Here is a 14444-nt window from a genome sequence, read left to right on the forward strand (position 1 = left end):
CCCATATATTTTACAGCTTGAAAAATGGCCCATCTTGAATGAAGCAGATTTTAAACTACTTACCGATCATTTTGAAACGGTTGTCCACAATGCTAAGTTGAGAAAATAAAAGGGACAACACTGTCCCTTAATGTTTCTAATATTTCACTTCTCTATAAAGGTTGATTTCTGTACTTTCTCGTAGTTCACGAAGTTTTGGAACAATGTTCAAGACGTGTTCGCTTTTATTGTGTTGATTTAACGCCTCTTCATCTACCCATTCTTCAATATTTGTAAGGATAGATGAATCATTGATATCCTCATTTAGAGTGTACATGATACATCCCTTTTCTTTTCTAGTTTCTTTCACAACTTCTCTAGCTAAATTTAAATATTCTTCAATATCTACACCTGGTTTTAATTTTGCCTTACAAACAACTCTAATCATTTTATTAGCCCCTTTTCTATTTTTTCATATAGTCTCACATTGAATCTTATAATCCCATCAAGCCCTTTCTATTCCGATGAGCTCTTAATATTACTTTACCATATATCAATACATTAACTGCAAATAATAAGAGGCCAATGGAAATATCCCATTAACCTCCTACTCGCCTCACCTTGGATAGCACATCTGTCCTTCCATGCCTATATCCATTCTTCAAACACTTTTCTCTTTCCTCTGCAACAACACCGCAACAATTACAATTATCCCTTTGAATGCCTCTCTTAAGTATGGTGGTACTCCGAATAGGTTTAGTAGGTTATTCATTACTGCAATAATAAGCATTCCGTATACAGTTCCAAGGATAAATCCTCGTCCACCAAGCATATTGGTTCCACCGACAACGGCTGCTGCAATGGCGTCCATTTCCATTCCTCTTCCGGCGTTGGAAAAGTCCATGGAGCCGATCCGTGACACTTGAATTATAGCCGCAATCGAAACAAGAAGTCCCATCAATGCATATACACGAAGCTTCACTTTATTTACATTAATACCAGAAAGCTTTGCGGCTCTTTCATTTGATCCAACCGCAATAATTTGTCTTCCAAAAGTCGTTCGCTTCGACACATAATACAGAATAGCAGCAATGACAGCCCAATAGAAGATTGGCATAATCATTAAATTTCCAATTTTAAAGCTAGATATCTGTAAAAATTCCATTGGTACGGAAGTGTTGTACCCTTGCGCAAAATGCTGCGTCACACTTCTAAATATCATCATCGCGCCTAATGTTACGATAAATGGCGGAACATTCCCCTTTGTAATGGTCACACCAATAAGTGCACCTAATAAATACCCTAATCCGATCACTAGAATAATAGTAAGAATGATGGCAGGAACTCCGGATATACCGATTGCACCTAGAATTCCTGCACTTCCTGTATCCATGAGATACATTGCAAATGCCCCAGTAATAACCAACGTGGAACCGACGGCCAAGTCAATTCCCCCTGTCATAATGACAAAGGTCATACCTAATGCAACAATTCCGACACCAGCGTTGTTGCGTAGAATATTAATCCAGTTACTTGTCCAAGACTGGAACCATTCACCAACGGAATTATAATCAAATCCTAATGTCAAGGTTTGTAAAATAACCATAATTATAAGGGCAATTAAAATACTAAATAAGGGGTCGTTTGACCATTTATATTTAAAGCCTTCTATAAATGTTTTCTTTTCTTTTATAGGGGGGGTATTCTCCAACTCAGGTTTCATAATGGCTGTCCACTCCTCTCCAAGTCAAGCTCTCCACCAGTAGCCAGGCTCATAATAGAGTGCTCATTCATCATTTTATCTTGAACCTCACCCTGAATAACCCCGTGATACATGACTAGTGCTCGGTCACATACGCGGATAATTTCCTGTGCTTCACTGGATAGTACAATGATGGCAATATTCTCTTCCGCAAGTTTTAAAATGATATCGTAAATATCTTCTTTCGCACCCACATCAACACCCTGCGTGGGATTATCTAAGATTAGGATTTTGGGATTAGAAGCTAACCATTTCGCCAGGACAACCTTCTGCTGGTTTCCTCCAGAAAGACTTGTAATGCTATCCGTAAGCACACCCATCTTTAATCTTAACGAACCCCGCTGCTCCTCAAATTTCTGCCAATGCTTATCCGTGTTAATAACCCCACGCTTTGAAAACATCGGCCATGTAACAATTGAGGCATTCTCAATAATATTCATATCCTTAATAATTCCATTCTCTTTTCGGTTTCGAGGAAGATATGCAATTCCTTCCTTAAGAGCCTGGTATGTACTCTTAATTTTTACTTCCGTGCCGTTTAAGTAAATTTTTCCAGATGGAAGTTTTTCCGCACCAAAGATTGCCTGAAAAAGCTCGCTCCGACCATCTCCAAGAAGACCAGTCACACCAACAATTTCACCCATTTTAATGGAAAAGTTAATATCTCGGAAATTCTTCTGATCGGTCAGTCCTTCCACTCTTAATACTTCTTCCCCAATTTCTTCCTCTACTTCTCTCTCTCTTCTTAATGACTCTGTTCTCACGTCGTAACCTACCATATAACTGGCCAAATCCTTTGTTGTAACCTCGCTTACATTTCCCTCCGCTGCCAAATTGCCATCCCGAAGCACGAGGTATCGATTGCAAATCTGCATAACCTCATTTAATTTATGGGAGATAAAAATAATCCCAACATTATGCTCTTTCATCGTTTCCATCATCTTAAAAACCCGCTTAATCTCGGAATCGGTTAACGATGTGGTGGGCTCATCCATAATTATGATTGATGCATTCGTCATCATCGCTCGACAGATTTCAACAATTTGTTTATAGGATGAATCTAGATCACGAACCATTTTTCCAGGGTCCAAATCCACATTCATTCGTTCAAACATATCTGCCGTTTTATCATGCATTTGCTTTAGGTCAAGGCTTCCTCGCTTCGTTTTAATTTCCCGACCGAGGAACATATTTTCATAAATAGGTAGATCATTGATTAAATTCAGTTCCTGATGAATAAATGCAATTCCTGCTTCTAGTGACTGTGCAGGTATTTCGAAGCTTACCTTTTTGCCATCCACTAAAATCGCGCCTGAATCCATTTGATGAACGCCACCGAGAATATTCATTAATGTAGATTTACCTGCTCCATTTTCTCCGAGCAATGCGCAGATCTCACCGCCCTGGATAGAAAAGGACACATCTTTGATAACATCATTACTGCCAAAAGACTTTCGTATATTCTCCATCTCAATTTTCATGTAATCACATCCATACTTTGTAATAGAGCGCCTTGTTTAGGAAATCGAGTTATAAAGTGAAACTTCATTAAGTGGGGGTAATATCCACCCCCACTTAATGTTAGTTGAACAGAATCGGGATTTTATCTTGCTGTTGATCCCCCCACTTACAATTCTTGATTTTTCTCGAATTCTTTTCGTTAAGGGTCTTACAGCAAGTTAATTCGGGAGAAATAAATTACATTAGAAAAGAAGAGGCTAGAGCACCAGCCATAACCCCTCTTTTTCATCATGATTCTTTGACATTGCTTAACTTTTAATGGCTATTGCACAAATGCGTTACCAGTTCAGGCAACTTTGGGTTTATACCGTTCAACTTGGCACTAAGAAGTAGGAATTCGCGAACCACCCCATGCGCCACCTCCCAGTTTAGTACGGTGATCCTTCATCCAGGAATTCTTCATGGTTGTCTCGGTCTACTACTGTTGTTGGGATAATGGTTTCTGCATCTACTTCTTCGCCTTCTAGTAAATCAACGGCAATATCGACTGCATCTTTAACCATAGCTGGGCTGTATAGTGCAGATTGAATCCAGATATCTTCGTTTTCTGGCATCATTTTGAAGTATTCTTGCATACCGCCACCGCCAGTCACGACTTGAATGTCCGTTCTTCCTGCTTCACTTATTGCTTGAAGAGCGCCAATTGACGTTTCATCATCCAATGAATATACGGCATCAATATGATCCATACTTGTTAAAATATCAGCAAAGTCTGTCAAGCCATCTTCTCTTGTAAATTGTGTAGCATAAGTATGAAGGGTCATGTCTGGTGCAATTTCTGCCATCGTGTCAACAAAGCCACTCGTTCGCAACTCAGAAACAGAACCGGATGATGGTACTTCCAAGATTACAACTTCACCTTCCGTACCAATCTTATCTACAACATACTTAGCCCCTTGAACTCCCATATCGTAGTTGTCACCTGCAACTCGGTACACGCCGTCGACATCAATAGCGATATCAAAGTTTACAACTTCAATTCCTTCATCCAACGCATGTTGAATGGGAACCTCCATCCCTTCCCATTGTGGGAATGCAACAATCGCTTCTGCCCCCCAAGTAATTAAGTCATCCAGCTGTGAAGTCATTTCGGCAGCATTGGTACTTGTATAAATTTGGTATTCTATTTTATCGGATAATTCTTTCGCACGAGATTCTGCATGATAGGCAACCGCTGCAACCCAACCATGTGTAACAGCTGGTGCCAGAATACCAACTTTGTACTTATCACCGGAATCACTTTCTCCACCACCCCCACCAGAAGTGTCATCCGAACCACTACATGCAGCCAACACCAGAACCATAGCCAATACAAGGAAAACAAATAGTTTATCAAGCTTTTTCAATCAAAAAACCCCCTTATTTTTTAACAGTCAATTTTAACAAAATCATGAAACCATAGTTAGATTTTCTCTCCAATCAGTATGAGCGCTTTCATTCCATTATTATTACAGAACCTGTACTTCACGCCCTGTTTTTAACGATGTTTCAATGTTTTGGAGTAATTTGATTATGTATCTACTTTCTCAACCGAGTATGCTCTTAAGATAGTTGAAGGATCTTTTCACAGATTTGTTTACTTCGCTTAGACCACTGGGACCATCTGGTGTAAATTCAATTTCCACACTAATCGGACCCTTATAATCCCTACTCTCAAGGATGTTAAAAATTCGATTGAAATCGAGATTTCCATCACCAATCGCTGGAAAATTCCATTTGTGATTAGCCCCTAGCTTATCTTTTAAATGGATAAATTCAATATCATTCACACAAATCTCTAAGTCTTCATACGGTAGAATGTCTCCGTATAAGATAACATTGGCGGTATCATAATTAATCTTGACTCGGTTGTTTAAGACCTGGACTAGTTTTTTCAATGAAAGACCAGTTGCAAAATTATTACCATGTGTCTCCAGTGTTAGTGTTTTCCCCATCTCCTCACACTTTATAAGAACAGGCTCTAAATTCTTTGCTAACACCTTTTCATCTTCAATAACATCGGAATCATTATGCGCATCACCTGTTGCGGTAAAACATATTGGCAATCAAAAAAAGTAGCTAAATCGATGCTTTTGATTAAGTTAGTGATTCCTTCTTCTCTCATGAGATTACTATGTGAACCAATTCCAACACAGGTCATCCCATATTCGTTTAGTAAAATTTTAATCTCTTGTAGCTCATCTTCTGACATATCTGGTAAAACATGTGCCGTATGACCCTTCACGGCAGCTAACTCAATTTGAGTAAATCCAGCCTCATTGGCCCCTTTCACAGCATCCTCTAAGGAAAAACCATGATAGGTATTCGAATTGATCGCAAGCTGATGAAACATGCCAAACCTCCCATCCAATTTGTAAGGGATTACAGAAAATAGGAATTCTATTTGAAATCGTCTACGGTAATTATTAGAATCCGTAACTAGTATCTTAAAAGGAAACCATCTAAAAAATTATTAAGAATATTAATTCGTTACTTTGTCCCTAATACTTCAATGCCAAGCATTTTTTCCACTACTTTCAAAGATGCAATGGCCTCGCTACTTGTTACAGGAGGCAACTTGTCATTTATAATACAATCAATAAAAGCATCGATAACACCTGTACTTGTTTGATTGTCATTCGTTTGGATTGATTCCAATTCGTAGGTAATCTTAGAACCATCGTTCATTTCAATAATGAGCTGCGAATCATCTTGATGATAGATTTTGATAATACCCTTTTGGCAGTAGATGGTCGTAGAATTATCTTCTTTCCCGTAATAGGTCCAGGAAAAGGATGCTGTTCCCAATCGGCCTTTCCTCGTTTTTAATATAGAAACGACATTGTCACAAACCTCAATCGGTTTTCCACGCACATCTACCTTATCAAGCGTACCATGAAAAGTATGCAGATCCTCAATTTGGTCATCTAATAAGTAATGGATTAAATCAATTTTATGAATGCCCAAATCACCGGCAACGCCAAAGGGCGAGCGCTCCTTGTTAAAGAACCAGGTAGCATTCGATTTTGTAACTCCCCAACCTTCTGGGCCTTGATGACCGAAAGTTGTCTTAAAAGTGAGCACTTCACCGAGCTCTTTCTTTTCTAGAATTTCCTTTGCTTTTTGGTGCACTTTTGTAAAACGTTGATTATGGTCAACCATTAATTTCTTCCCCGATTTTCGTTCTGCCCGGGCGATTTCCTCCGCATGCTTCACACTCATCGCTATTGGCTTTTCACATAAAACGTGCTTCCCACTTAACAGTGCTTTTGATGTATAGATATGATGCGCCTCATTAGAGGAACAATCACTAATGGCAACAATGGTCGGGTCCATTAACAAATCTTCCAGCTTTTCAGCCACACGCCCGCCAAATTCTGCTGCTAGGCTTTGTGCTCTCTCGATATTTCGATCATAAAAGACGATTTGATCGACAAAAGGATTGGCTTTATACTCTGGGGCATGACGATATCGGGTAATCGATCCACATCCGATAATTCCTACATTAAACCCCATAACGTAAACCTCCTTTCTATGTGATTCCTACTTTCAATATAAAGTGAAACTTCATTCAGTGGGGGTCTTATTGCCCGTTACATGCGGGATAAAAGTAAAATTTAATTGTAAACGATTACATTTATTATTATAAAAGGCGGTGAATTCTTTGTCAATTTAATTTTTTGATAATTTTAAAAATGGGAGTTTTCCTTATTATTTGGTTTAATATATATGCAGGGTTATTACGAAAAATGACGAACAATGGAAAACGATATCAAAGAAGCCCAAAAAAGTATGCAAATTGGAACCATACATGCTTGGGTGATAGGGCTCTAACGAGATTCTGTACTCTACCTTAGAATTATGCGCTCCAATTACAGGCGGACAAAGGGACAGGCACCTCATCTCTATCGTTGAGCTAGGCTGATGCTGTCGCTCGATTCGGAGCTTCGGCCGCTCGACTCTCATGTGCTGTCGCTCGATTTAGAGCTTCCGTCGCTCGACTTTCCTGTGCTGTCGCTCGATTTAGTGCTTCGGCCGCTCGACTTTCATGTGCTGTCGCTCGATTCGGAGCTTCGGCCGCTCGACTTTCATGTGCTGTCGCTCGATTTGTGCTTTGGCCGCTCGACTTTCATGTGCTGTCGCTCAACACTCCATTCTCCCGCCATCAAAAAATAATCAAACTCCCCTCTCCTAATCAAACAATTCCTTTGTTATTTCAATAAACAACTGAACGGCACGAGATGCCCCCTTTAATGAGGGCAAGCCTAGGGCAATATGTCTGTAATAATCCTTTGTTTCTATTGGCCGAATGTTCGCCTTGGGATAGGAAAGATTTTTCAATGAGAGCTCAGGCAGGATCAGCACCCCTAATCCTTCTTTTATCATCCCTAATGATGTGTTGAGATTAGAGGTGTTGTATTTCTCGTTTATAGAAATGTTTTGTTTCCTCATTAAGTCGATAATATTTGCCTCATATCCCCCATTCGATATGATCAGGGGCTCGTTTTCTAAATCTGAAAGACGTACCTCTTTTTGCTTTAGCAAGCGATGGCCATCAGGTAGCATCACAAGATAGCGATCCTTTACAAGTGGAATCGTATGTAACTCGCGGCACGGAAGAACAACAAAACCGATATCAATTTCCCGAGATGTTAACCATTCGATGATTTCCTCTTGCGAACCCTCTTTAAAAGTCAGCGACACATTCGGCCGTTTTTGTTGAAAGGTTTTAATAATTTTTGGTAAAAAGTGTGCTGTTACGCTAGGAAAGGTGGCAATTCGAATGGTTCCAGCGACAATTCCTTTTTCTGAAGAAACCTCTTGGTTCATTTTTTCAAGGCTAAGCAAAATATTTCTTATTTGGAATAGAACACGTTTTCCAATATCCGTTACGATTAATTCTTTTCCTCGTTCCCGAACTAATAGAGTAACTCCTAATTCTGATTCCAATGATGAAATCGCATGGCTGACTGCTGGCTGCGACATATGCAATTCTTTAGCCGCTTTTGTAAAACTTCCTTCATCAATAACCTTTACAAAGATTTCAAATTGAGTAATGGTCGGCATAACTAATTACTTATCTCCTTCATAAATAACATCTATTTTATTTATTAGTAACAGTATTGTATCATAAAGGTTATGCCAATTATATGTTCGTAGTAATTTATCCCGCATGTAACGGGGAGTAAGGCCCTCACCTTAAAAGTCGAGGATGCAAGAAGTTTAAGTGAGACAAACTCCCCGTAAATGCCCGATTCTGTTCAACTAACAATCAGTGGGGGATGGAACCCCCCCACTGATTGAAGTTTCACTTTATTAAAAGTTGCTACAACCCTTATTAGTATGGGCAAAAATAAAAAGGAGTGGTTAGAAAAGTGACACGACCAAAGTTATGGACAAAAGACTTTATTATGGTTTGTTTAACAAACTTATTTCTTAGTATGAACTTTTATTTACTCATGGTTATTTTCTCTGAATATGCAGTAAAGAAGTTTGATGCACCTGCAAGTCTGGCAGGACTTGCTTCAAGTATTTTTATTCTCGGAACCCTCTGTTCCCGCCCGTTAGCTGGGAAATATCTTGATGTCATCGGCAGAAGAAAACTGCTGTACTCATCGATCGCTGTGTTTATCGTAACGACGCTTCTTTACTTAGTAATCAACAATTTAGCGCTATTATTAGTGAACCGTTTTATTCATGGTGCAGCATTAGGAGTTGCCGCTACAGTTATAGCCACCGTTATGACAAGCTCGATTCCACGCGAGCGAGGTGGCGAAGGAATTGGTTATTTTTCTATGAGTGTGACCATTGCTACAGCAGTTGGTCCATTTCTCGCTTTACTAATTGTTCAGCATTCAGGCTATAACATGGCCTTTTTAATGTGCGTCTTTTTCGCCGTTATTGGAATGGTACTCGCGTTAGCTTTGAAGGTAGATAATGTAAAAATATCGAAAGAGCAAGCGGAGAGCTTAAAAGGATTTAGACTTAGTGATTTCTTTGAATTTAGTGGCATTTCCATGGCGATATTGATGGTTATATTAGGATTTGCTTATTCAAGTGTAATGACATTTATATCTTCCTATGCAAATGAAGTGAATTTGACAGAAGCCGCAAGTTTCTTCTTTCTCGTATATGCTGTGTTCCTGTTAGCATCCAGACCCTTTACAGGAAAACGGTTTGATATAAAAGGGGAAAATTCAGTTGTTTATCCATGTATGTTTTTATTTTTAATCGGATTACTTATCCTTAGTCAAGCCCAGCATGGCATCATTCTTTTACTATCAGGAGCTTTGATTGGGATTGGATATGGTACCACAATGTCTTGCATTCAAACCATTATGGTTAAGAAAGCACCGCCACATCGCATCGGCTTAGCGAATTCAACTTTCTTTGTTTCATTTGATTTAGGTATGGGTGTTGGGCCATTCGTATTAGGATCTGTGCTTCCGGCATTAGGCTTTAAAGGAATGTACGTAAGCATGGCTGTGCTTGTTCTCCTTTGTATTATTTATTACTTCTTAGCACACGGAAAAAAAGTCAAGCTTTTGCAAAAGAGTGTACAAACCGAACAGCAAACTGTCGAATGATAGAAGGTAAATTTAAGAACATTCTTAGAAAGGCTGTCTAAACAAGTGGGTCATCCGCTTCTTAGACAGTCTTTTTCTTTTTTCAATATAGAGCTAATTTTAATAGTTCTATATACCTTACAATTAAGATATTTTTAGTTCTAATTAAATACAAGTATTTCCAAGTTGATACTATAATCCTACATTTCCATATAATTTTATAGTATAATAGTCATGGTATTTATTACTAATATTACTAAGGAGAGAAAATAAATTGACATTTAGTTGGAAAAGTAAAAAACTATGGGTACTTGTAATTGTTATTATATTATTATTTATATTCTTAATAAGTACTACAAGCACAGCGAAACAGAAGGATACAGAGATTGATTCAAAGAACGAGGAATTAACTGATTTAAAAAAGGAACTAAAAGAGAATGAAAAAACAATTGCTGACATGGACTCTAAAATAGTGACATTAGAGGAAAGGGTGGCTGAGGCTAAGCCTTGGTTCGACTTGTCAGAGAAAGAACAACAAAGAAAAATAGAGGAAGAAAAGGCTAAAGAAGAGGCAGAAAAGGCTGCTGCTCAAGCAGAAGCAAAGAAAAAGGAAGAAGAGGAAGCTAAGAAGATAGCAGAAGCTGAGAAAAAGGCAGAAGAAGAAGCTAAAAAGGGATATGAAACAGGAATTACTTTTGATCAACTAGCTAGAACTCCTGATGATTATATCGGTAAAAAAGTTAAATTCTATGGTAAAGTAGTACAAGTTATTGAAGATGATATTTCAACGCAAATACGATTTGCAGTGGATGATAATTATGATACTATCCTATTAGGTGAATTTGACTCAAGTATTGTGGAATCTAGAATTCTAGAAGATGACTACATTACAATTATGGGCTTATCAGGTGGATTAATATCTTACGAATCTACAATGGGCGGGAACATCACGATTCCAAGTGTACTTATTGAGAAAGTGGAGCAATAGAATACTTATAATATGGAATGTATGAGGAAAAGGACGAGATCTGTCTTTTTCCTCATTTTGATTACTGTGAATGGATTTTACTTATCTGGTGTGAGTTTAGAATGTTGCAATGGAGAGATTCATAGTACTGCACTTATTAAATCTAAAATATAATAGGATGCCATCGGGGGACCGAGGGATAGATACCATAACCGCAATACATTTAATTCAATGGTAGATAATGTACCCGTACCTTTGTCCTGTCCCCCTTTTTATCCACTCTATTCGACAAAAGGAGCTAAAACCACTTGGAGGTAAATCTGTCGCTCTTTCAAACTGCGTAGTAGGGGTCTGACCCCAAAATCCTTTTTTCAGACAAGCACCTAGCTCTAAAGTAAATTCCCCATAAAAAAACTGCACCAACAATTGTTCGATCGTGTCCATCAATTGGAGGTGCAGTTCACCCTATACGTTTATTTGAGTTTTCGAGTTGTTTATCTGTTTTTGCAAATGTTCGTGGAATAAATCCTCGTCTATCGGCAGATTTACCCAATTATCCGTCCATGTTGATAATAGCATAGAATTGGAAAGCATGAGACTCTTAATTCCCTCTTCTCCAGAAGCAATTAGCTCTGTCCCATTCGCAATGGCATCAACCCAATTCGTAATGATGCCATCCCAATTATGTGCGTCCGTATCACCTTCAACTGGAATATCAATTTTTCTAATTTCCGGCTGATCAAAGCTGTTGCCCTTGAAGGTTTTGCTAAATTCTGACGCCGGCACACTCAATCGCCAAAGAGTGATTTTGCCATCCTCTACTACAATTTTTCCAAGGTCACCATTTATTTCCAATCGATTCGTTCCCGGGGCTTCTCCTGTTGACGTTACAAAAAGCCCTGTCGCCCCATTTTCATATTCCACATAGGCCGTTACGTCATCTTCCACTTCAATATTATGGTATTTACCGAATTTGCAAAAAGCTCGTACCCGTTTCGGCATCATTCCGATCACCCATTGCCAAAGGTCTAGCTGATGGGGATCCTGATTGATAAGTACCCCACCCCCTTCACCTGCCCATGTAGCACGCCAGCCTGCGGAATCATAGTAGCTTTGTGCACGGAACCAATTCGTGATGATCCAAGTGGTTCTTGTGATTTCACCCAGTTCTCCGGAGGAAATTAACTCCCTTAACTTGATAAACAAAGGGTTTAATCGTTGATTGAACATCATACTAAACACTTTCCCAGAAGCAACAGCTGCTTCGTTCATGAGACGTACTTCCTTCGTATAAACCCCTGCAGGCTTCTCAACTAATACATGTAAATCATGTTTGAATGCTTGGATCGCAATTTCAGTATGGAAAGGATGCGGCGTAGCAATGATAACGCCATCAATCATATTCGAATTAAAAAATTGTTCTTCATCTGTAAATAGCTTGACATTCTCACCTAAATTCTCTTTCACCCATTGCTCCTTATCCTGATTTCTATCATATACCGCCGTCAACTCTGCTCCCGGTATAGCATTATTTGCTAAACTAACTGCATGCCTACAACCAATAAATCCAAGTCCAATTATCCCAATGCGCACCTTATTCATCTTGTAATACCTCCTTAAATTTCCTGTAAATTCTTACGGTCCACTAATTCGATTTTTTCCCCGTCCGGACCGCTAAATTTCGCAGTCAGTCCACCACCGAACGCAGCTGTTTTCGGGTAATCAGGATCAAATTCAACGCCTTGTTTTGTCAGTTTCTCTGTCATGGCATTCACATCATCAACTCGAAGCGCGATGTGTAAAATACGATCTCCTTCAACCTTTGACTTTCCTAAATGCATCAATTCTAGATTCTCCAATCCCTTATGAAGATGGGAGAAGGTTACATCGTAATCTTCCACATACTTACGGCTTAAAGAATTCATGGAAATATGCTGCGTATAAAATTGTTCAGATGCTTCTAAGTCATCCGCTAGAATCGAAATATGGTCAAAGTCTCGGATGTCCCCATCTACTATAGTAGGAATACGTAATGTACTTTCCCGTTCAATCAGCTCTACTTTAACGCCACTAGGATCTGCTACAAAACAAATTTTTCCATTTCCGGATGCAGCCTTTTTAGGTGCCTCTATAGAACTGTAACCTGCTTGAATAAGCCTTTGGTAATCCTCATCAATACTGTCTGACATAAACGCAACATGCTCATAGCCGAATTTTGGCGCCTTATCTCCCAAATCGACAATCTCTATCATTCCATTTGCAATTTGTAAATACACCAACCGGACAGGAACTCCTGGTACGGAATAATCAAATACATTCTTAGCACCCAAATACTTTTCGTAAAAATCAACTGTCTTTTCGGCATCCCGCACAAACATTCCTACATGATTAAGTTCATAGATCATAATCTTTATCTCTCCCTTATATTAACTATTTATTTTTGAAAAAACCTCAATTCTGCTCCCTGAGGCAGCAGATAGATAAGAAGAATAAATCACTTCCACCACTTCACGTGCTAATGGAAGTCCGGATAGTGGTTCTCTATCCTCTACGATACATTCCATAAAATCCTGTATTTCGTGATGATATCCCTTTTCCCATTCATCATCAATACTCGCATAATTCCAACCTGCTTTGGTCGCTAATTTTTCTGTAATAAATTCATTTCCGAATACATTCTCGTCTGGCGCATACGTCATAAGAGAATCGTTCTGGTTCATATTGCATTTGAGTACGGAGTTAGAAGTGTGAATTTCAACGACATTTTTTACTCCTCCCAGTACTTCGAAAGAGGCCGTGACAATTGCTTTTGTTCCATCTGTAAATGTCAATATGCTGCTCGCCCAGGTTTCGACATCGACCCAATCTGCTACTAACCATGGGTCCAAGTTATTTCTCATAAATCCAAGTTCCGTTGAAACGGATTTAACGTGAATAGGTACACCATATTTTCGCTTTCCCTCTTCATGCTTCAGGTGAATCGCAGCTGCTACCGGGTGTGCCCCCAAAAGGAGTAATGAACCCCCTCCAGAAGTTTCCACTCTCTTCGATGCTTTCGCATGCGAACCGCTGTGACTTTGCTCAGCCCGAATATCAAGGATCGTGCCTCCCGATTCCCATAACAACCGCTTAGCTTTAGAGATAACAGGTGCATACACCCAGTTTTCAGCATACATAAACTTAACCTCGTTTTCCCCCACTGCTCGAAAAACGTCATCAGATGATTTCATTACCTCTTGTAGAGCGCGAACCGCATATGCCTCATCACTAACATTTGATTGACTTGGTTTTTCAAAGAATCCTGTCAACGGCTTTTCACAAATAATATGTTTTTTAGAGCGTGCCGCAGCGATAGCTAGTGTTGCATGCTGATGATTCGGAACACACAAGTCTACAACATCGATATCAGGATTGGCTAATAATTCTTCCACACTTTGGTATACTTGTGGAATGTTATGTTCAGCAGCAAATTTTACTGCATTTTCCTGATTATGTGACGTAACGGCAATAACTTGAACATCAATTCCACGTACTTGCTTGTACGACTTCATATGGAACGCAGCTGCAAACCCACTTCCAATCATTCCAACTCGAACTTTTTTCATGGAATCTTTCGCCCCCTCCTTTTCCACCATAGTAAATCAGTATTGAATTTAATCTAACGCATACC

The 14444-nt window shown here is 39.2% G+C and carries 14 protein-coding genes; 3 read left to right on the plus strand and 11 right to left on the minus strand.

Features of this window, described 5'->3' with window-relative positions; genetic code table 11:
- Positions 1-136: 136 nt before the first annotated feature.
- From CWR48_RS02955 to CWR48_RS02980, 7 genes are all read right to left on the minus strand, one after another.
- Positions 137-427 (minus strand): putative quinol monooxygenase, encoded by a 291-nt coding sequence (locus tag CWR48_RS02955; protein ID WP_115771548.1) that lies wholly within the window; start codon positions 425-427, stop codon positions 137-139.
- A gap of 213 nt (positions 428-640) precedes the next feature.
- Complete coding sequence (locus tag CWR48_RS02960; RefSeq protein WP_211316687.1) at positions 641-1702, minus strand: ABC transporter permease; 1062 nt, start codon at positions 1700-1702, stop codon at positions 641-643.
- A complete protein-coding gene (locus tag CWR48_RS02965) occupies positions 1699-3222 on the minus strand; it encodes a sugar ABC transporter ATP-binding protein (RefSeq protein WP_115771549.1) in 1524 nt (507 codons plus the stop codon). Before CWR48_RS02965 ends, CWR48_RS02960 begins: the two co-directional genes overlap by 4 nt.
- Positions 3223-3630: 408 nt before the next feature.
- Positions 3631-4608, minus strand: coding sequence for an ABC transporter substrate-binding protein (locus tag CWR48_RS02970; protein WP_115771550.1), 978 nt, complete (start codon positions 4606-4608; stop codon positions 3631-3633).
- Positions 4609-4788: 180 nt separating this feature from the next.
- Entirely contained in the window at positions 4789-5241 is a 453-nt protein-coding gene (locus CWR48_RS20685; protein ID WP_245976693.1) for a sugar phosphate isomerase/epimerase family protein, read from the minus strand.
- Entirely contained in the window at positions 5235-5594 is a 360-nt protein-coding gene (locus CWR48_RS20690; protein ID WP_245976694.1) for a sugar phosphate isomerase/epimerase family protein, read from the minus strand. The genes CWR48_RS20685 and CWR48_RS20690 overlap by 7 nt, the downstream gene beginning before the upstream one ends.
- Before the next feature lie 137 nt (positions 5595-5731).
- Complete coding sequence (locus tag CWR48_RS02980; RefSeq protein WP_115771551.1) at positions 5732-6757, minus strand: Gfo/Idh/MocA family protein; 1026 nt, start codon at positions 6755-6757, stop codon at positions 5732-5734.
- Positions 6758-7165: 408 nt separating this feature from the next.
- On the opposite strand from CWR48_RS02980, the gene CWR48_RS20190 reads away from it, so the two are divergent.
- Entirely contained in the window at positions 7166-7417 is a 252-nt protein-coding gene (locus CWR48_RS20190) for a hypothetical protein (RefSeq protein WP_147294855.1), read from the plus strand.
- 15 nt (positions 7418-7432) lie between these two features.
- Here CWR48_RS20190 and CWR48_RS02985 read toward each other — a convergent pair whose 3' ends face one another.
- Positions 7433-8308 (minus strand): LysR family transcriptional regulator, encoded by an 876-nt coding sequence (locus CWR48_RS02985; RefSeq protein ID WP_115771552.1) that lies wholly within the window; start codon positions 8306-8308, stop codon positions 7433-7435.
- A 308-nt stretch (positions 8309-8616) separates the two neighbouring features.
- Between CWR48_RS02985 and CWR48_RS02990 the strand changes: the two genes are divergently transcribed.
- Both CWR48_RS02990 and CWR48_RS02995 read left to right on the plus strand, forming a co-directional pair.
- Positions 8617-9828 carry an MFS transporter gene (locus tag CWR48_RS02990; protein ID WP_115771553.1) on the plus strand — a complete coding sequence of 404 codons (1212 nt, stop codon included), beginning with the start codon at positions 8617-8619 and terminating at the stop codon, positions 9826-9828.
- Between the two features lie 253 nt (positions 9829-10081).
- A complete protein-coding gene (locus CWR48_RS02995) occupies positions 10082-10795 on the plus strand; it encodes a toxin regulator (RefSeq protein ID WP_115771554.1) in 714 nt (237 codons plus the stop codon).
- Positions 10796-11239: 444 nt separating this feature from the next.
- On the opposite strand, the gene CWR48_RS03005 is transcribed toward CWR48_RS02995, so the two are convergent.
- The 3 genes from CWR48_RS03005 to CWR48_RS03015 are packed head-to-tail and all read right to left on the minus strand — an operon-like array spanning position 11240 to position 14379.
- Entirely contained in the window at positions 11240-12376 is a 1137-nt protein-coding gene (locus tag CWR48_RS03005; RefSeq protein WP_115771556.1) for a Gfo/Idh/MocA family protein, read from the minus strand.
- Positions 12377-12390: 14 nt separating this feature from the next.
- Positions 12391-13179, minus strand: coding sequence for a VOC family protein (locus tag CWR48_RS03010; RefSeq protein WP_115771557.1), 789 nt, complete (start codon positions 13177-13179; stop codon positions 12391-12393).
- A gap of 21 nt (positions 13180-13200) precedes the next feature.
- Complete coding sequence (locus CWR48_RS03015; protein ID WP_170140676.1) at positions 13201-14379, minus strand: Gfo/Idh/MocA family protein; 1179 nt, start codon at positions 14377-14379, stop codon at positions 13201-13203.
- Positions 14380-14444: the final 65 nt, after the last annotated feature.

It is taken from the genome of Oceanobacillus arenosus, from assembly GCF_003369575.1.
Taxonomy (GTDB): Bacteria; Bacillota; Bacilli; order Bacillales; family Amphibacillaceae; genus Oceanobacillus; species Oceanobacillus arenosus.